Annotated in this window: 16 protein-coding genes and 2 pseudogenes; 10 read left to right on the top strand and 8 right to left on the bottom strand. The window is 64.9% G+C overall.

Annotation, left to right across the window (positions count from 1 at the left end; translation table 11 throughout):
• Window positions 1-13: 13 nt before the first annotated feature.
• Window positions 14-199 (bottom strand): hypothetical protein, encoded by a 186-nt coding sequence (locus tag ACFFWD_RS04365; RefSeq protein WP_376961801.1) that lies wholly within the window; start codon window positions 197-199, stop codon window positions 14-16.
• A gap of 200 nt (window positions 200-399) precedes the next feature.
• Between ACFFWD_RS04365 and ACFFWD_RS04360 the strand changes: the two genes are divergently transcribed.
• The 4 genes from ACFFWD_RS04360 (at window position 400) to ACFFWD_RS04345 (ending at window position 4300) form a co-directional block, all read left to right on the top strand.
• Entirely contained in the window at window positions 400-819 is a 420-nt protein-coding gene (locus ACFFWD_RS04360; protein ID WP_376961799.1) for a potassium channel family protein, read from the top strand.
• 158 nt (window positions 820-977) lie between these two features.
• Window positions 978-1958, top strand: coding sequence for an MBL fold metallo-hydrolase (locus ACFFWD_RS04355; RefSeq protein WP_376961797.1), 981 nt, complete (start codon window positions 978-980; stop codon window positions 1956-1958).
• A 37-nt stretch (window positions 1959-1995) separates the two neighbouring features.
• Window positions 1996-3147 (top strand): zinc-binding dehydrogenase, encoded by a 1152-nt coding sequence (locus tag ACFFWD_RS04350; protein ID WP_376961795.1) that lies wholly within the window; start codon window positions 1996-1998, stop codon window positions 3145-3147.
• 13 nt (window positions 3148-3160) lie between these two features.
• Window positions 3161-4300 (top strand): amidohydrolase/deacetylase family metallohydrolase, encoded by a 1140-nt coding sequence (locus ACFFWD_RS04345; protein WP_376961810.1) that lies wholly within the window; start codon window positions 3161-3163, stop codon window positions 4298-4300.
• Window positions 4301-4333: 33 nt separating this feature from the next.
• Here the strand turns inward: ACFFWD_RS04345 and ACFFWD_RS04340 are convergent.
• Window positions 4334-5944, bottom strand: a pseudogene (locus ACFFWD_RS04340) (ABC transporter substrate-binding protein); the annotation flags it as partial.
• A 331-nt stretch (window positions 5945-6275) separates the two neighbouring features.
• On the opposite strand from ACFFWD_RS04340, the gene ACFFWD_RS04335 reads away from it, so the two are divergent.
• From ACFFWD_RS04335 to ACFFWD_RS04325, 3 genes are read left to right on the top strand one after another with little or no spacing between them, the layout of a single operon-like run.
• On the top strand, window positions 6276-7136 hold the full coding sequence (locus ACFFWD_RS04335; protein WP_376961808.1) for an FAD binding domain-containing protein: 861 nt from the start codon (window positions 6276-6278) through the stop codon (window positions 7134-7136).
• A gap of 4 nt (window positions 7137-7140) precedes the next feature.
• Window positions 7141-7638: a (2Fe-2S)-binding protein gene (locus ACFFWD_RS04330; RefSeq protein ID WP_376961793.1), complete on the top strand. Its 498-nt coding sequence runs from the start codon at window positions 7141-7143 to the stop codon at window positions 7636-7638.
• Window positions 7635-9893, top strand: coding sequence for a xanthine dehydrogenase family protein molybdopterin-binding subunit (locus ACFFWD_RS04325; protein WP_376961790.1), 2259 nt, complete (start codon window positions 7635-7637; stop codon window positions 9891-9893). Before ACFFWD_RS04330 ends, ACFFWD_RS04325 begins: the two co-directional genes overlap by 4 nt.
• 113 nt (window positions 9894-10006) lie before the next feature.
• Here the strand turns inward: ACFFWD_RS04325 and ACFFWD_RS04320 are convergent, their stop codons facing one another.
• The gene (locus ACFFWD_RS04320) at window positions 10007-10951 is read right to left on the bottom strand and encodes an ornithine cyclodeaminase family protein (protein WP_376961788.1); all 945 of its coding nucleotides are present in this window, start codon (window positions 10949-10951) and stop codon (window positions 10007-10009) included.
• A 224-nt stretch (window positions 10952-11175) separates the two neighbouring features.
• Between ACFFWD_RS04320 and ACFFWD_RS45230 the strand changes: the two are divergent.
• Window positions 11176-11852, top strand: a pseudogene (locus ACFFWD_RS45230) (bestrophin-like domain).
• Window positions 11853-11999: 147 nt separating this feature from the next.
• On the top strand, window positions 12000-12386 hold the full coding sequence (locus ACFFWD_RS04305) for a COG4315 family predicted lipoprotein (protein ID WP_376961782.1): 387 nt from the start codon (window positions 12000-12002) through the stop codon (window positions 12384-12386).
• A 152-nt stretch (window positions 12387-12538) separates the two neighbouring features.
• Here the strand turns inward: ACFFWD_RS04305 and ACFFWD_RS04300 are convergent, their stop codons facing one another.
• Complete coding sequence (locus ACFFWD_RS04300) at window positions 12539-12877, bottom strand: hypothetical protein (RefSeq protein ID WP_376961780.1); 339 nt, start codon at window positions 12875-12877, stop codon at window positions 12539-12541.
• Window positions 12878-13095: 218 nt separating this feature from the next.
• Window positions 13096-13680 (bottom strand): HdeD family acid-resistance protein, encoded by a 585-nt coding sequence (locus ACFFWD_RS04295; RefSeq protein WP_376961778.1) that lies wholly within the window; start codon window positions 13678-13680, stop codon window positions 13096-13098.
• A gap of 205 nt (window positions 13681-13885) precedes the next feature.
• On the opposite strand from ACFFWD_RS04295, the gene ACFFWD_RS04290 reads away from it, so the two are divergent.
• Entirely contained in the window at window positions 13886-14107 is a 222-nt protein-coding gene (locus ACFFWD_RS04290) for a dodecin (protein ID WP_376961777.1), read from the top strand.
• Between the two features lie 201 nt (window positions 14108-14308).
• Here ACFFWD_RS04290 and ACFFWD_RS04285 read toward each other — a convergent pair whose 3' ends face one another.
• From ACFFWD_RS04285 to ACFFWD_RS04275, 3 genes are all read right to left on the bottom strand, one after another.
• Complete coding sequence (locus ACFFWD_RS04285) at window positions 14309-14869, bottom strand: GNAT family N-acetyltransferase (protein WP_376961775.1); 561 nt, start codon at window positions 14867-14869, stop codon at window positions 14309-14311.
• 18 nt (window positions 14870-14887) lie between these two features.
• Entirely contained in the window at window positions 14888-17245 is a 2358-nt protein-coding gene (locus ACFFWD_RS04280) for an Orn/Lys/Arg family decarboxylase (RefSeq protein WP_376961773.1), read from the bottom strand.
• A gap of 78 nt (window positions 17246-17323) precedes the next feature.
• Window positions 17324-17821, bottom strand: a complete 498-nt coding sequence (locus tag ACFFWD_RS04275; protein WP_376961771.1) for a cupin domain-containing protein — start codon at window positions 17819-17821, stop codon at window positions 17324-17326.
• Window positions 17822-17879: the final 58 nt, after the last annotated feature.

Genomic DNA, 17879 nt, shown 5'->3' with positions numbered 1-17879 from the left:
TGAACCGCTATCATTAGGATAAAACCGCCTTCCCGGAGCTAACTGGACAGGCTCCTAGCGGCACAATGCCGAGAACCGAAAGGCCGAACAGCAGCGTGTGGGCGTCCGGACGCGCGGCATGGGCGAGGAAGACGACCGGAACGAGAACAAGCAGCCAGAGCAGCGGATTTCGTCTGATGTCTTCAATCAACGGACGCATGGGGCACCTCTTCGCGCTTCAGCCTGTCCATGGAGCAGCAGCACCGCCGACGAGGGGCAGATCAGTGGTTCGGCGGGGACGGCGCTAACTTGATGCTTCAAATCTGTCCCAATGCCCCTGCGAGACTTTTATGATCGACGACAACAAGAATGACAGATAGCGTTCGGTCTGCGACGGCCAGGTCGTTGATCGGTGCAACCATGCTTCGGCAGATCGCCTTTGCAAGTGCCGTAAGTCTTGCGAACATCGCCATCCACGCGGCGGCGATGGCTCTGGTCATCGGCGCGGCGCGAGCGACCACGGCAAGGTGGCCATCTGCAAGCACGTCGCATCTTGTCGCAGTGATGATGGCGACCGTCGCTGTCCTGATGGCGGCTCACAGCTGCGAAGTCATGGTCTGGTCGCTGGCCTACGCCCTTGTCGACGTTGTACCAGAAGGAACCGACCGGGTATACTTCGCGTTCGTGAACTTCACGACGCTCGGATACGGAGACATCGTCCCCGTCGCTCGCTGGCGCTTGCTCGGTCCGATGACCGCCATGAACGGCGTCCTCTTGTTCGGGTGGTCGACCGCCGTCATTTTCGAAGTCCTGAGGACCGCGCTGCGGAAGCCGGCCTGAAGGTTGGTGCAGGCTAGGCGGTCAAGTGACCTTGTCACGCGACCGCGCGCGTCCGTCATGCCGCAGCCGCCATTGGCTTCTCCATCCGCTTCACCTAGCTTGTCGCAACGCCAGAGCGGCTTGCGTGACAAGCGCCGGCGGCGGGGAGGACATCTGCGATGCGACTGAAACGATGGCTTGCGCTGCTTGTGGCGGCCTTTGCCTGCACTGGCACGGCGTTCGCCGCCGAATTGCGGGTGACACTGCTCGGCACGGGAACGCCAACGCCGCGGCTGTTGAGCTTCAGCGCCGCGACGCTGGTGGAGGCGGGGCCGGAGAAGCTGATCTTCGATCTGGGGCGCGGTTCGACGATCCGGCTGTTCCAGAAGAAGATCCCGATCGGCGCGATATCGGCGCATTTCATCACCCATATGCATTCCGATCACGTGGTCGGCCTGCCGGACATGTGGCTGACCGGATGGATCGGCACGCCGTTCGGCTCGCGCAAATCGCCGATGGTGATCTTCGGACCGAAAGGCACGGTCGCGATGACGGAGAACCTCACAAAAGCGTTTTCCGAGGACATCCGCATCCGCATCGACGACGAGGACTATCCGCCCCAGGGCATCGCCTTCGCGGCAACGGACATCGAGCCGGGCCTCGTCTACGAGAAGAACGGCGTCAAGGTGAGTGCGATCGAGGTCAATCACGGCGAGAAGATCAAGCCGTCGTTCGGCTACGTCGTCGAGTATGCGGGCCGGAAGGTCGTGCTGTCCGGCGACACCAAGCCCGATGACCGCGTGGCGAAGGCGGCCGCGGGCGCCGACCTCTTGATCCATGAGGTCGCGGTCATCGATCCGGAGCTGTTCAAGACGTATCCGAACTACCGCGCGATCGAGAACCACCACACCTCGCCCGAGGAGGCCGGCAAGATCTTCAGCGGCGCCAGGCCGAAGCTCGCGGTCTACTCTCACATCGTGTTTGCGACGCAACCGCCGACGCAGGACGTGCCGGAGGAGGCGCTATTGGCGCGGACGCGAACGACCTATCAGGGACCGCTGGTGATCGGCCATGACCTGATGTCGTTCGTGATTTCGGACAAGGTCGAGGCCTTTGCGCCCGACGGGACGGCGATCAAGCCGCTCACGGCGGACAAGTGATCGACGCGACCAACAACAAGAACAAGGGAGGAGAGCGATGGAGCAGATCCGCGTATGCACCCATGAAGGGCCCGGCGCAAAGCCGGTGATCCGCACCGTGCCGTGGCCCAAGGTCGGCGGAAAGGCGGCTCTCATCAAGGTCGGCGCCTGCGGCGTCTGCGGTACCGATCTGCATATCCTCAAGGGACACTGGCCGAAGCCGCTGCCGTGGCCGTTCACGCTCGGTCACGAGCTCGGCGGCGTCATCGTCGAATGTGGTCCTGAATTCACCGAGGACTTCATGAGCAAGCCGCTTCAGGTCGGATCGAAGGTGATGATCCCGCCCTTGATGCCGTGCGGCCGCTGCTACTACTGCATCCATTACCCCGAGAGCGCCAACAAGTGCCTGACCCCGGTCTATTACGGCCGCTATCTCGGCTTCGACAAGGCACCGCATCTGTGGGGTGGCTGGGCCGAATATGTCTATGTCGATCTCGATATGCTGCCGGGCACCAAGATCTACAAGCTGCCCGACGACATGTCGCTCAGGCTAGGGGCATTGTCGGAACCGCTCACCTCCTGCATCCGCGCCTTCAACCGCGCAACCCGCGCCGGCGGCTTCAAATGGGGCGACACCGTCGTGATCCAGGGCTCGGGCCCGATCGGCATCCTCGCGGTCGCCGCCGCGCAGGAGATGGGCGCGGGCCGCGTGATCTCTGTCGGCGCGCCGGAAACCCCGCGCCTCGCGCTGGCGCGGAAATTCGGCGCGGAGGCGACCGTCGACATCGACCATCTCAAGACGGCGGAGCAGCGCATCAAGGTGGTGCGCGACATCGTCGGCGGCTTCGGCGCCGATCTCGTGATGGATTGCTCGGGTCATCCGACCGCAGGGCCGGAGGGCATCGAGATGCTGCGCGACGGCGGCACCTATGTCGAGATGGGCCAGTTCACCGATGCCGGCTCGATCAATACGTCATGGCACCGCATCTGCACGAAAGATCTCAACGTGCTCGGCTCCTGGGGATTTACCGGCAACGACCTGCCGCTCGGCGTCGACATGCTCTACCGTACGCGCAACAAATATCCGTGGCTTGACATGCAGACGATCTATCCGTTCACGGAGGAGGGCGTTACGCAGGCGGTCGCGGATGCCATGGCGATGAAGACGGTGAAGTCGACCATCGTGCCGTGGCCGGAACTGGTGAACTGAACTGGAGTTGGCAATGCCTTTCGATTTGATCCTGCGCGGCGGCAGGGTGATCGACCCGTCGCAGAAGCTCGACGCCGTGACGGATGTTGCGTTTGCGGGCGGCAAGGTGGCGGCGGTCGGCCGCGACCTGAAGGCGGATCCCGCGACCGAGGTCCGCGACGCGTCGAAATACATCGTCACGCCGGGGATCATCGACCTGCACACCCATGTCTATTGGGGCGGCACCTCGCTCGGCATCGACGCGGAGGAGTTCTGCCGCACCTCGGGCGTCACCACGTCGGTCGATACCGGCAGCGCGGGCCCGGGGAATTTTGCAGGTTTCCGCAAGCATGTGATCGAGCCGAGCCAGGTCCGCATCCTTGCCTACCTCCACGTCTCGCATGCCGGCATCTTCGGCTTCTCCAACCGCGTGATGGTCGGCGAGAGCGAGGAGCTGCGGCTGATGAACCCGGTCGATGCGGCGCGCGTCGCTGACGAGAACCGCGACCTCATCGTCGGCATCAAGGTGCGGGTCGGGCTGCACGCCTCCGGCACGTCGGGGATCGTGCCGCTGGAGATCGCGCTCGAAGTTGCCGAGGAGGTCGGCATGCCCTTGATGGCGCATATCGATCATCCGCCGCCGAGCTACGAGGAGGTGCTTGCACGTTTGCGTCCCGGCGACGTGCTGACCCATGCCTTCCGCCCGTTTCCCAACACGCCCGCGACCGCGCAGGGCACCGTGAAGAAGGTGGTGGTTCAGGCGCGCGAGCGCGGCGTGCTGTTCGACATCGGCCACGGCAAGGGCTCGTTCGCGTTCAAGACCGCGCGCGCGATGCTCGCCAACGGCTTCTATCCGGACACCATCTCGTCCGACATTCACAAGCTTTGCATCGACGGACCGGCCTTCGACCAGGTGACGACGATGTCGAAATTCCTCTGCATGGGCATGCCGCTGTCGGATGTGATCGCGGCGTCGACCGTGAATGCCGCGATGGCGTTGCGGCGCCCGGAGCTCGGCAGCCTGAAGCCGGGCAGCGTCGGCGACGCCACGATGATCTCGATCCGGGAAGGGCAGTTCGACTATGTCGACGTCGTCGGCGAGCACCTGACGGGCAATCGCAAGATCGCATCCGAAGGCGTCGTGATCGGCGGCCGCTGGTGGCATCCGAAATGATCGGTGCGATTTTCTAGACCCTGTCGATGTCTCTTCGTTCTTGTCGAGGTTCCAGAACAGCGGCGTGACCGGGCCGTCGAGCACGCCGGCCAGCGATTTGCGCCACGCGCTCGGCGCCTGGAATTGACCCAGCGGGATGTAGATCACCTGGTCGTAGGCTTCCTTCTGGATGTCGAGGGCGATCCGCTTCTGCTCGTCCAGCGACGTCGAGCGCGCATAGGCGTCGCGCAACTGCTCGATCCGGGCGTCCTCGGGCCAGCCGAACCAGCCGCTCTTGCCCTTGCCGACGATCGAGCCGTTGACGACCGGGTTCATCACGTCGACCGCGCCGGTGTAGGTGAAGAACATGTTCCAGCCGCCTTCCTTCGGCGGCTTCTGGCTGGCGCGGCGGGTGACCACGGTCTGCCAGTCGGTGGCCTGGACATCGACCTTGAAGCCGGCCTCGCGCAACAGCTGCGCGACGACGATCGGCTGTGCCTTCAAGAGCGTCGCGTCGCTTGGCGCGAGGATCACCACGGGCGTGCCGTCATACCCCGATGCGGCGAGGGCCTGCCTCGCTTCGGCCATGCCGCCGCCCTTGACCAAGGTGTCGCCGCCGGCCTCGCTCGCCAGCGGCGTATCGCAGACGAAATAGGCGCCGCAGAGCTTGTAATAGCTGGGATTGCCGACCTGGGCGTCGAGCACGTCCTTCTGGTTGATCGCGAGCAGCGCGGCGCGGCGGACCTTGACGTTGTCGAATGGCGGATGCAGGAAGTTCATCCGTCCGATCGACTGAAAGCCGAACTTGTTCAGCGTCGCCACCTTGAGCTCCGCATTCGCCTCGAGCACCGGCAGCATGTCGTAGGCCGGAGCTTCGACGAAGTCGATGTCAGCAGATTGCAGCGCGTTGAGCGCGGTCTGCGCGTCTGGCATCGTGATCCATTCGACGCGGTCGACCTTGACCACCTTGCCGCCGGAGGTCCAGTCCGCGGGCTCCTTGCGCGGCACGTAGTCTGCATTCTTCTCGTAAACCGCCTTCACGCCGGGCTGGAATTCGGTCTGCACGAACTTGAACGGGCCGGAGCCGATCTGCTGCGGGATCTGCTTGTCGGGTGGCGTCTCGGCCAGCCGCTTCGGCATCATGAAGGGGACGAAGGAGGATGGTTTTGCGATCGTCTCCAGCACCAGGCCGTACGGCTCCTTCAGCTTGAGCACGATGGCGCCGTCGCCGGCGGCCTCGATGCTTGCGGTGAAGTCCATCAGCTTCTGCGCCATGCCGTCGGTGCTCTTGCCCCAGCGTTTCAGCGAGGCGACGCAGTCCTGCGCCGTCACCGGTGCTCCGTCATGCCAGCGTAATCCGTCGCGCAGGGTGAAGATGTAGGTGAGCCTGTCGTCGGACACGGTCCAATCGGCCATCTGCGGACGGACCTTGAAGCCGGAGTCGATGCCGAGCAGCGTGTCGTAGACCATGTAGCCATGGTCGCGGGTGATGATGGCCGGGGTGAAACCGGGATCGATGATGCGCAGATCGGAATGCATCACCGCGGTGACGGTCTTCCTGCTGGGCGCGGCCGATGCCGGGGAGATCAGGGAAAAGGGAGCGGCGAGGGAAGCCGGCGCCAGGCCGGCGAGTTTGAGCAGTGTGCGGCGCGAGAGGTGGAGCATTCGCGATCCCCCTGACTTGACGTGGACGCGGTCAGGGATCGCGCCCATCGTTCGGCCCAGCGCTCCATGCTACAATGACTATCTCACACCACCAAATTCGATCCCCCACGATATGAAGAATCCGTGATCGCCGGGGCCGTGAGATCCGCCGCCGGCACCGCACAAGCGCGCATCCTGCATAGGAGCCTGCGCTTTCCACCGCAGCTCCGAGGCTGTTCCGATCGCGCTTCGCCGTGTAGGCTTGCAGCTCTGCCGGCCACAACCAAGGGCCAACCTCCCCACACCGGGGTACGAGCAGGCGAGGGAGACCCAAAGAACAGCCATGACCGATATCCGATACGTAGCACCGCGCACGCTTGATGAGGCGATTGGCGCATTTGCTGCCGCCGGAAGTGCCGCCCGCATTATGGCAGGCGGCACCGATTTATTGGTGCAAATGCGCTCCGGCCTGGTACGGCCGGGACTGATCGTCGACATCAAGAAGATCGGCGAGATGACCGAGATCGCGGAAACCGCCGGCGGCGGCTTCCGCATTGGCGCAGCCGTTTCCGGCATGGAGCTCGCCGAACACCCGCGCTTCGGCAAGGTGTGGCCCGGCGTGCTCGAGGCCGTGAACCTGATCGGCTCCAAGCAGGTGCAGGGCCGTGCATCGGCTGGCGGCAATCTCTGCAACGGCTCTCCCGCGGGCGACAGCGTGCCGGCGATGATCGCGGCCGGTGCCGTCGTCACCGTGCAGGGGCCGAACGGCCGCCGCGAGATGAAGGTGGAAGAGGTGCCTGCGGGCCCCGGCCGCACCAACCTCAAGCCGGGCGAGATCCTGGTCAGTTTTGCGCTCCCGCCGCGTCCCGCGGGCTCGAGCGACGCTTACTTGCGCATGATCCCGCGCACCGAGATGGACATCGCCGTCGTCGGCCTCGGCGTCAGTCTGACGTTGCAGGACGGCGTCTGCACCGCGGCCCGCGTTGGCCTCGGCGCGGTGGCGCCGACCGCGTTGTTGGTCGAGCCGGCCGCCAAGGCGCTGATCGGCTCGAAGCTCGATGCCACAGCACTGGAAGCTGCCGCTGCGGCCTGCCGCGCCGCGTGCCGTCCGATCGACGACAAGCGCGGCACCATCGCCTACCGCATCAAGACATCCGGCGTGCTGCTCAAGCGCACCGTTGCCATCGCCGCCAAGCGCGCCGGAGGACACTAGCACCATGGCGAAACTGCACGTCACCACCACGGTCAACGGCGAGCCGATGGAATTCCTGTGCGAGCCGTACGAGACCATGCTCGACGCGCTGCGCGGGCAACTGGGCCTGACCGGATCCAAGGAGGGCTGCTCCTCCGGCGATTGCGGCGCCTGCTCGATCACGCTTGACGATCGGCTGGTCTGCTCCTGCCTGATGCTCGCGGCCGAGGCCGAGGGCCATGAGATCAGGACCATCGAGGGCATGGCCAAGGGCGGCGAGCTGCACCCGTTGCAGCAGAAGTTCCTCGAGCACGCCGCGCTCCAGTGCGGCATCTGCACCTCGGGCATGCTGGTCGCCTCCGAGGCGCTCTTGAAGAAGAATCCGAACCCGACCGAAGAGGAAGTCCGCTTCTGGCTCGCCGGCAATCTCTGCCGGTGCACCGGCTACGACAAGATCGTCCGCGCGGTGATGGAGACCGCCGCTGAAATGCGGGAGCAAGGAATCCAGGAGGTTCGCCGATGAATGTCGTCAACAACAAGTGGATCGGCCAGCGTACCATCAGGCCTGACGGCGTCGACAAGGTGACGGGACGCGCGGCGTTTGCCGCCGACACCAACATGCCCGGCATGATCTGGGGCAAGGTCCTGCGCAGCCCGCACCCGCATGCCCGCATCAGGTCGATCAACACCGCGAAGGCCGAGGCGTTGCCCGGCGTGAAGGCCGTCGTCACCTCGCGCGACATCGTCGATTTCCCGATCGAGAAGGGCGCGGTGACGCTCGGCATCCAGGACATGCGCTGGATGTGCCGCAACGTGATGGCGCGCGACAAGGCGCTATTCCCCGGCCACCCCGTGGCGGCGGTCGCCGCAACCACGGAGGCGATCGTGGCCGAAGCCTGCAAGCTGATCGAGGTGGACTACGAGGTGCTGCCGTGGTCGATCGAGATCGACGACGCGCTGAAAGCCGACGCACCGATCCTGCACGAGTTCAACAGGTTCGACGGCAAGGCGTCGAATATCATGAGCCGGATCGAGGTGAAGAAAGGCGACATCGTGCTGGGCTTCAAGGACGCCGAAGTCGTGGTCGAGCGCAGCTTCACCACGCGTCCGGTGCACCAGGGCTATATCGAGCCGCACGCCTGCCTGATCTCGGTCGCCGCCGACGGCAAGACCACGATCTGGAGCTCGAGCCAGGGCCAGTTCATGGTCCGCGCGATGACCTCGATGCTGACGGGCATCCCGCAGAGCGACATCCGCGCCATCCCCGCCGAGATCGGCGGCGGCTTCGGCGGCAAGACCATCGTCTATCTCGAGCCGCTGGCGACGCTGCTCGCGAAGAAGTCCGGCCGGCCGGTGAAGATGGTGATGACGCGCGAGGAGGTGATGCGGGCGACCGGGCCCACGTCGGGCTCGAAGAGCACGGTGAAGTTAGGCGCGAAGAAGGACGGCACCATCGTCGCCGCCCACGGCACCTTCTATCTGCAGGCCGGCGCCTTCCCGGGTTCGCCGATCCGCGGCGCGGTCGGCTGCAGCTTCGCGCCCTATGACATCCCGCACGTGCTGTCGGAAGGTTTTGACGTCTGCTCCAACCGCTCCAAGGTCGCGGCCTATCGCGCGCCCGGCGCGCCGATCGGCGCCTATGCGGTCGAGTGCGTGCTCGACGAGTTGGCCGCGACGCTCAAGATGGACCCGCTGGAGCTGCGGCTGAAGAACGCGGCCAAGGAGGGGACGAAGGCGGCGCATGGCCCGGTATTCCCGCGCATCGGTTACATCGAGACGCTGGAGGTGGCGAAGAGCCATCCGCATTATTCCGCGCCGCTCGGCAAGCTGCAGGGCAGGGGCGTGGCCTCAGGCTTCTGGTTCAACGCCGGCGGCGAGTCCTCCGCGCAAGTCAACATCACCGAGGACGGCAATGTCGTCGTCACCACGGGACACCCTGACATTGGCGGCTCCCGCGCCGGCATTGCCAATATCTGCGCCGAGCTGCTCGGCATCGACTATCGCCGCGTCTCCGTCATCATCGGCGACACCCAGACGGTCGGCTTCTCCAACCTCACCGGCGGCAGCCGCGTGCTGTTCGCCTCCTCGATGGTGGTGACGCAGGCGACCGACAAGGTGATATCAACCTTGCGCGAACGCGCGGCGAAGATCTGGGAGATCGATCCGGAGGCGGTGAAGTGGGAGAACGGTGCCGCGCACCCGGTGAGCCCCAACGCCGGCCAGTTCGAGCCACTGACCTTGGCCGATCTCGCCGAGAAGGCGCCGTCGCAGGGCGGCCCGATCGGCGCCAGCGTGCAGCTCAACACCCAGGGCGCGGAAGGCGGCTTCGGCACGCATATCTGTGACGTCGAGGTCGATGTCGACCTCGGCATTGTCAGGGTTGTCAGATACACCGCGGTGCAGGATGTCGGCCGCGCCGTGCATCCGAGCTATGTCGAGGGCCAGCTCCAGGGCGGCGTCGCGCAGGGCATCGGCTGGGCGCTGAACGAGGAGTACATCTACAATAGGGACGGCAAGGTCGATAATCCCGGCTTCCTCGACTACCGCATGCCGGTCTGCTCGGACCTCCCGATGATCGACACCGCCTTGGTCGAGGTGCCGAACCCGAAGCATCCGCAGGGCGTCAAGGGCGTCGGCGAGGTGCCGCTGGTGCCTGTCATGGCGGCGGTGGCGAATGCCGTCCACAACGCGCTCGGCCGACGGTTCTACGCGCTCCCGATGTCGCCGCCGAAAGTGTCGGCGGAGTTGGATGCGCCGGCGCAGCAGGCAGCCGAATAGCGAGATGCCGTAGGGTGGGTTAGGCGAAGCCGTAACCCACCATCTCTCCTCGCATCGCATAGCGGCGGGTTACGCTTCGCTAACCCGCCCTACGGTTCTCGATGCAGCGCAATTCACCGCAACTCCTTCCCCAACTGCCGAAAGACCGTCTCGCAGGTCATCAGATCGAGATGGCCGCCGCCGGCGTTCTTGAAGAAGGTGATGTCGTCGGCTGACAGCCGGCCGGCGACCTTGCCGGTGGCGAGGTCGTAGTGGTCGCCGAGCACACAGCTCTCGCTGATGGCGCCGCTTGCGATCGGCTGCAGGATGTCGCCGACGCCGTCGAACGCGGATTCCCTGCGGTCGACGAAGATGCGCGATCGCCGCGCGGCCTCGTCGTCGGCCTCGCGGGTCTCGGGCGTAAAGCCGCCGACGAGGTCGAGATGGGTGCCGGGCCGCAAGTTCGCGCCCTTGACCAGCGGTTCGCGCGAGCGGGTGCAAGTGGTGATGATGTCGGCCTCGCGGGTCGCGGCGTCGAGATCGGTGACGGCCTCGGCTGAGATGCCTTCGTCCTTCAGCAGCGTGGCGAGCTCTTGCGCGCGCGCCACCGTCCGGTTCCAGATCCGCACGCGCCGCAGCGACGGGCGCACAGTGCGGTGTCCGCGCACCAGCCAGCGCGCCATCTCCCCGGCGCCGACCACCAGCAGCGTCTCGGCGTCGGGGCGCGCGAGATGCTTGGCGCCGAGCGCGGAGTCCGCGGCGGTCTTCCAATGGGTGATCTCGGCGGCGTACATCACCGCGAGCGGCCGTCCGTCGGTGCCGTCGAACAGCACGCAGACCGCCTGCACGGCCGGCAGCTTGCCGTGCGCAAGATTGGCCGGAAAGCTGGTGTACAATTTGGTCATCATGAAGTGGCCCGCATCGACCGCGCTGCGCGTCACGAGCTGCTGGCCCTTGTCGTCTCCGAGATAGCCGTCCCGCACCGCGATCTTCGGCCGCCGGTGCGCGGCCTCGAACGCCTCGATCAGGACCGGGAAGGTCAGGACACGGTTGACCTCGGCATCACTGACAAAATGCACGGCTTTCTCCTTGCGCAGCGGGGCATCGGGCGTATCTTCTTGCGTCCCGCGGGCGTTCGCAATGGGCGGGCGCGCAGGCGAGGGGGCAGCCCGGCGGGCATGCGCGGATGCGAGCGGCTTGCTATCCCGCGGGCTGATTCTCTCGCAGGTCCTTGCAAGCCGTGGTCGCATTCGCCGTCGCCATCCTGATTTTCGTGCTGCTGAGCGGCGCGGCGCTTGCGACCATGACGATCCATGGCCGGCTAAAAGATCATCACCGCAGCGACGATACCAACACCTCGGTGCGGCTGGTCGCAACGCTGTTCGTCACCATGCCGTCGCTGCTGCTCGGCCTGATGATGAACAATGCGGCCAACACCTATGTGGCTGTCGACCGCAACCTGCATGTCTTCGCCACCGACATCATCCTGCTCGACCGCAGCATGCGGCCGCTCGGCCCGAGCGCCACGAGCCGCGGCGCCGGCTGCTCGCTTATGTCGAGCAGGTGCTCAAGGATGTTCCGATCTCGCGGGCGAACGAGGTGTCCGAGCATCTGCTTGACGAGGTCGGAACCAGCCTCCGCGAGTTGCGGTTCGAGGACGAGCAGAAAGTTGCGCTGTGGAACGATGCCAGATCCCTGTATCGGCAGGCGGTGCAGCAGCGCTGGACCTTTGTCGAGCAGTCCGACGGCTCGTTCCCGTCGCCGCTGATCTGCATTCTGGTGGGATGGCTGACGCTGATGTTCGCGACGCTTGGCTTTCGTGCGCCGCGCAACCCGGTCGTGATCTCGACCTATGTCGCCGCGGCGGCGCTGATCTCGGCCGCGATCTACCTGATCATCGAAATGGGCACGCCATTCTCCGGCCCGATCCAGCTTTCCGACCGGCCGCTGGTGCGCGCGGCGGAGGAGATCAGGCGGTAGATGCGCCGGTAACGGCGCGCATCAATCATTTTATTCCGCGTCGATCGGTACGCGCCAGAAAATTTCTTTCCGCGTCCGCCGCGGAATAGAAGGGGCCGTCATGCGTCCTACCCATGCAAGCCAATTGCATCCCGAAAAGGAGACGACATGAAGACTTCAATCTCGCTCGCGCTTGTCGCGGCCGCCACGATCGCGTGCGCTTCAACAGCCTTCGCCGCACCGCCGACCAAGACGGAGACATCAGCGAAAGGCGCTGTGCTGACCGATGCCAAGGGGATGACGCTCTACACGTTCGACAAGGACGCCGACGGCAAGTCGGCCTGCAACGGACCGTGTGCGACCAACTGGCCGGTGCTGAAGGCCGAAGCCGGCGACAAGGCGGAAGGCGGCTACTCCATCATCACGCGCGACGACGGTTCGAAGCAGTGGGCCTACAAGGGCAAGCCGCTCTACACCTTCGCCAAGGACCAGAAGCCCGGCGATACCACCGGCGACGGTTTCCTCAACGGCGCCTGGCATCTCGCGCGGCCCTGACCGACGGGATATTGCCTAGAGCAAGCTCTAGATTCTTATTTTGACGCGTTTTCTTCACGCGAACCGGCAGCCACTTCGCTCGAAAACGCTCTAACGGAATGAAAACGCCGCCGGCGCGAGCCGGCGGCGCCTCGTTGCAATGTCTGGGCGGGTTAGCGACCGCCGCCGCCACCTCCGCCACCACCGCCGCCTCCGCCACCCCCGATGGTCATGGTGGCGTTGTAGCGCGGATCGGTCTGCTTGATGTAATCAGGCGAGATGTCGTGGAAACGCACCGTGCGGGCCCGCTCGGTCGGGATGTTCACATAGGCCCCGCAGCCTTCTGTCAGGAAGAAGCTGCAAGGGGGGACGCGCGGTTGAAACGCGTTGGCGGCCGTCGTCGTCAGCACCGTGGTTGCAATGGCGGTGACGAGGGCTGCGGTCGTCGTCAGGGTGGTCGTGGTGGCGGCGGCAATGACTGCCGCAGAAGACAGCTTCGATTTGATCGACATGGGATTTCCATCATTCGGTTCGGCGACACCGGAATGGCCCGCTCGCCAAGTTGGACGGTGCCGGATGGAAACGGGTTCGAGAGCGCAATCAGAATTCAGGCGGGCGCGCACACGACCGCGTGAACGCGCACTCCAGCGGCGCGGATTTTGTCAATCCGTTCAGGGCGGTTCGGCCGGCAGCGGCGCTGGCCGAGGGGCCGGTGCCGCGTCCTTTCGCCTCAGGTCCGGCGCTTCAGCGCCATGCCCATGCTGATCCAGCTCACGCCGGCGCAGATCAGGTCGACGCTGAGGAACAGCCCGAGCACGTAGAGGCTCGAGACCGGCCAGCGCGCCAGGATCATGGCGCCGAGGATCAGCGTGATCGCGCCGGAAAGCGCGACGAGTCCCCACGGCGCGGCGGCACTCATGCTGAAGGCGAGGAAGATGCGCATGATGCCGGAGACCACCAGCGCAACGCCGATGACCAGCGTCAGCGTCACCGCCGCGAGCAGCGGATTCTGGAAGGTGAAGAAGCCCGCAATGACATAAAGCACGCCGAGCAGCAGCCAGAATATGAACTTGCCCCACGACTTGAACTGGAATGCGTTGACGATTTCGGCGGCGCCCGCGACGATCATCATGGCCCCGACAAACAGCACGCTGACCACGGTCGCGAAGAACACGCTGCCGAACGCGAGCACGCCGGCGATCAGGTAGATCACGCCGAGGGCGACGATCCAGCCCCACTTGGAGCGCAGGCTCGAGATGCCGGAGGCAAGGCTGTGAGGGGGCGGGGTGACGGGTGAGCTGGACACGGTCGACATGATGTGCACTCCCGAAGATACGACCAAACCATGCTAGCATAGGCCGACCGACGGACAAAGACGGCATAACCCCAGGGTTGGATGATATGTTGATCTAGATCATTCCGCGTGCTGCCGCGCAGCAACCATTCGCCGCTCGACGACATTATGTCTGTACCACGGGACAAATTGTCCGAACCGCCCACCAACCTCAAAGGAGGTCGACATGCCTGCAGCAGCTGACAAGGATCACGTCTACAAGATCCTCGAACTCGTCGGATCATCGGAGAAGAGCATCGATGCTGCGATCGAGAACGCCATCAGCCGCGCGTCAAAGACGGTCCGCGAGATGAAATGGTTCGAGGTTGTGCAGACCAGGGGCCATATCGAGGGAGGAAAGGTTGGCCATTATCAGGTGACGCTGCGGGTCGGCTTTACGCTGGAATAGGTCGCTAAACGCGAATTGGCGATGCGGCGTGCTCGCGCGCGTCACGTCGCGCGAATTCGAGCGCGCGTCCGTCATTGCGAGCGAAGCGAAGCAATCCATTCCACCGCTTGTGCGGAAGCATGGATTGCTTCGTCGCTTCAGCGCAAAATTGCTTTGCAATTTTGTCGCGAGCTCCTCGCAATGACGACGGAGAGAGCTCCGTCACCGCCGCGACAACGGCGCGGGCGGCGGCGGTTCGGTTGCGCCCGCGGCTAGCGAGCGCTGCACCATCACGCTGTCGGCCCAGTGGCCATAGCGATAGGCGACGCCGGGCAATAGCCCAACGCGGGCGAAGCCGAAGCGGTCGTGCAGCGCGAGCGAGGCGGCGTTGTCCGAATCGATATAGCCGATCATCTGGCGGAAGCCGGCCGCGGCGCAGGTGTCGATCAGCTCTTGCAGCAGGCGGCGGCCGACGCCCTGGCCGACATATTGGTGATGCACATAGATCGAGTGCTTCACCGTGTAGCGGTAGGCCGGGCGCTTGCGGAACAGCACGACATAGGCGTAGCCGACCACCTCGCCATTAGAGACCGCGACCAGATGCGGCAGGCGGGTGTTGCGCAAATTCTTGCGGCGGTCGCGCAGATCGTCGGGCTCGGGCACGCCGCTATCGTCGACGCTGTCCTCGATGCCGCGGCGGATGTGGCGGCGGTAGATCGACAGCATCGCGTCGACATCGCTGTCGCGCGAGGCGCGGACGGTGATCTTGTGATCATTCTCCATGATGTGCCGTCCGTTCGCTTACTCGGAGACGACATAGGTGTAGAAGCGGACGCGGCCTGTCGCGTCGATCTCCTTGTAGATGCCCTGGACCTCGACCTCGAAGCCGGGGAACGCGTTGAAACTCGCCTCGAACATTTTGAGGTAATCGATCATCGGCCGACTCCGCTCCGTCAGCCGCTCGCCGGGCACGATGGTGGCAATGCCCGGGGGATAGACCACGAATGGGGTCGCCGCGACACGGCCAAGAATCTCGTCGATCGGCAGATAGTCGACGTCGTTGCGCACGAGGTACCGCGACGCCTCGCGCGGCGACATCGCGATCTCGGGCAAATGCTCAGGGACGAATTGCCTGGCCTGCAGCGCGCTGACGCCGGCGTCGCGGAAGAAGCGGTGCATGTTGCCGCAGAGGTCGCGCAGCCTGACACCTGCATAGCGGTTCGGGCGGCGGCGGTAGAACTCGGGAATGACGTCCTCGAGCAGCGCATTGTCGTCGTGCAGCTTCTTGAAGGCGACGAGGCCGGAGACCAGCGTGCCGGCCTTGCTGGCCTCGACGCCGGGCGTCAAAAGGAAGAGCAGGGAGTTGAGGTCGTTCTTCTCGGCGACGATGCGGTTCTCGCGCAGATATTGCGCCACGACCGGCGCGGGGATGCCGTGATCGGCATAGGCGCCGGTCGCATGATCGAAGCCCGGCGTCAGCAGGGTCAGCTTGTTGGGGTCGGTCATGGCAAAGCCCGCGGTCATGTCGGGGAAGCCGTGCCAGGCCTCGCCGGGCTTGAGCTGCCAGTAGGACGAGTTGGTCGCGAGCTGGTCGGTCGAGATCGTCTCCCAGGCGACATTGTGCACGCCGTTCTCGCGCGCGACGTCCGGGATCATGACCCGATCCGGCACGAACGGCTCGAAGAACCAGCGCCGCTCAGGGCGCGTCTCGTTCTCCTCGAACTCGCGCTTCACCGCGCGGATCTTCTTGCGCAGCTCGATGCCGAGCCGGATGGTGTCGTCCCACAGCACCTCGCCGGAACGGCCTTTCATCATCTGCGCGCCGACGTCGAGCGAGGCGAACAACGGATAGAACGGCGAGGTCGAGGCGTGCTGCATGAAGCTTTCGTTGAAGCGGCGGTGCTCGACCCGGCGCTTCTGGCCCTTGATGTGGCGGTCGCGGATGTGGATCTGGGAGGCCTGCGAGAAGCTCGCGAGCTGCTTGTGGGTCGATTGGGTGGCGATGATGCCGGGCGCTTCGGGTCCGAGATCGGCGAGCCCCATCGCGAAGCGGCCGGCATAGATCGGGTGGAATTTCATGAAGCCGGCCCAGGCCTCGTCGAACAGGATGTAGTCGCAGAGATGGCCGATGCGCTTCAGGATCATCTCCGCGCTGTGAATGGTGCCGTCATAGGTGCACTGCTCGACCACGGCGACGCGGAAGGGGCGGGGCTTCTTCCAGGCGTTCTCGTCCTTGACCAGCGGATGTTTGCGGATGCGGTCGCGAAGCGTGCCTTCGTCGAGCAGGTCCCAGCGCATCGGGCCGATCAGGCCCCAGGCGTTGCGCACCGTCGGCACGTAGACCGGGATGCCGCCGCCGATCAGGAGCGCGCCGTGATGGGCGGCCTTGTGGTTGTTGCGGTCGAACAGCACGAGGTCGCCGTCGGTGACGAGCGAGCCGAGCGCGACCTTGTTGGAGGTCGAGGTGCCGTTGAGCACGAAATAGGTCTTCTCCGCGCCAAAGATCCTTGCCGCCTCCTTCTGCGCCCGCAGCGCCGGCCCCTCATGGGTCAGGAGGTCGCCGAGGTCGAGCACGGAATTGTCGAGGTCGTCGCGGAACACGGCTTCGCCGAGATGCTCGACGAACACTCGCCCGATCGGGCTACGGCTGTAGAATACGCCGCCATTGTGCCCCGGGCAGGTCCAGAGCTGGTTGCCTTCTTCGGCATAGTCGACCAGCGCCCCGAAGAACGGCGTCTTCAGCGTCTCGGCATATTGCTTGAGCCGGCTGACCAGGTTCTTGGCGATGAAGGGCGGCGTCTCCTCGGACAGGAACACGTAGCCGTCGATGAAATCGAGCACCTCGACCGGCAAATCCTCGAAGCGCTTGCGGCGGATCAACAGGATGATCGGGAAGTCCAGCCCGCGCCGGCGCATCAAATTGATCAGCGCCGCGGTTTTGCCCTCCAGCCCCTTCTTGCCCCAGTCGACCACCATGCAGCCGATCGCAGCATCGGTCTGCACCGCGATCTCGGCATCCTCCAGCTTGCGGGCCCGAACCACCTCGAATCCGGAGCGCTCGATCTCGGTGATGATCTGGTTGAAGCGGATGCCTTCGAGGTCGTCGGCCTCGAACACCGGCGCGGCGAACAGGAAGTTGAAGCGTTTGAAATAGTCCATGCGTGTCCTCGAACTGGTCCGGCTGACGTGTCGGCACATTTCGTGACAGGCAGATGACAGTGCTGGTGGAGGGCAGCCTTAAGGCGCCACCGGCACCAGCCCGTAGCGCAGCATCGTCTCCTTCAGCTTCGTGGGATCGGGCGCGCCGCCGGCCAGCAGCGCCGCCATCTCCTTGAAGTATTGCGGCCCGAGTGCGCCGGGGCTCAGCATGCACAGGCAGGTCGCCGGACCGTTCGAGCGGTTGGTGAAGCCGTGCACGATGCCGCGCTTGATGAAGACGGTCTCGCCGGGGCCGAGATCGATGTCCTTGCCGTCGACCCGCCAGGTCGAGACCCCCGACAGCCCGTAGATCGTCTCATCCCAGCTCTCGTGGTAATGCGGGATCGGCATCCGCGCATTCGGTTGCAGTGTCATCTCGAACAGGTCGATACTGCCGCCGGTGGTCTCCTTGCTCTGCAGGAACTTGAGCTGCAGCGCGCCAATATCGATCAGTTCGGGCATGGTGTCCTCGCGTGTGGTCACCATGCCACGATAGCGATAGCGCGAAACGAAGCCAAGGGTGAAGGGGCGACGCATCGCGCATCGACGGCGGACGCGCAATCCGCCGTCGATGTCACAGCGCAGGTGGCGTGGC

The sequence above is a fragment of the Bradyrhizobium erythrophlei genome (genome assembly GCF_042430365.1).
Classification (GTDB): Bacteria; Pseudomonadota; Alphaproteobacteria; order Rhizobiales; family Xanthobacteraceae; genus Bradyrhizobium; species Bradyrhizobium erythrophlei.
Note: the sequence above shows the minus strand (reverse complement) of the source record. Positions and strands in the feature narration are given on the sequence as shown.

Coding starts and splice junctions, on each gene's coding strand:
- ACFFWD_RS04365 (WP_376961801.1), bottom strand. CDS start 199: ATGCGTCCGTTGATTGAAGACATCAGACGAAATCCGCTGCTCTGGCTG.
- ACFFWD_RS04360 (WP_376961799.1), top strand. CDS start 400: ATGCTTCGGCAGATCGCCTTTGCAAGTGCCGTAAGTCTTGCGAACATC.
- ACFFWD_RS04355 (WP_376961797.1), top strand. CDS start 978: ATGCGACTGAAACGATGGCTTGCGCTGCTTGTGGCGGCCTTTGCCTGC.
- ACFFWD_RS04350 (WP_376961795.1), top strand. CDS start 1,996: ATGGAGCAGATCCGCGTATGCACCCATGAAGGGCCCGGCGCAAAGCCG.
- ACFFWD_RS04345 (WP_376961810.1), top strand. CDS start 3,161: ATGCCTTTCGATTTGATCCTGCGCGGCGGCAGGGTGATCGACCCGTCG.
- ACFFWD_RS04330 (WP_376961793.1), top strand. CDS start 7,141: ATGGCGAAACTGCACGTCACCACCACGGTCAACGGCGAGCCGATGGAA.
- ACFFWD_RS04325 (WP_376961790.1), top strand. CDS start 7,635: ATGAATGTCGTCAACAACAAGTGGATCGGCCAGCGTACCATCAGGCCT.
- ACFFWD_RS04305 (WP_376961782.1), top strand. CDS start 12,000: ATGAAGACTTCAATCTCGCTCGCGCTTGTCGCGGCCGCCACGATCGCG.
- ACFFWD_RS04300 (WP_376961780.1), bottom strand. CDS start 12,877: ATGTCGATCAAATCGAAGCTGTCTTCTGCGGCAGTCATTGCCGCCGCC.
- ACFFWD_RS04295 (WP_376961778.1), bottom strand. CDS start 13,680: ATGTCGACCGTGTCCAGCTCACCCGTCACCCCGCCCCCTCACAGCCTT.
- ACFFWD_RS04290 (WP_376961777.1), top strand. CDS start 13,886: ATGCCTGCAGCAGCTGACAAGGATCACGTCTACAAGATCCTCGAACTC.
- ACFFWD_RS04285 (WP_376961775.1), bottom strand. CDS start 14,869: ATGGAGAATGATCACAAGATCACCGTCCGCGCCTCGCGCGACAGCGAT.
- ACFFWD_RS04280 (WP_376961773.1), bottom strand. CDS start 17,245: ATGGACTATTTCAAACGCTTCAACTTCCTGTTCGCCGCGCCGGTGTTC.
- ACFFWD_RS04275 (WP_376961771.1), bottom strand. CDS start 17,821: ATGCGTCGCCCCTTCACCCTTGGCTTCGTTTCGCGCTATCGCTATCGT.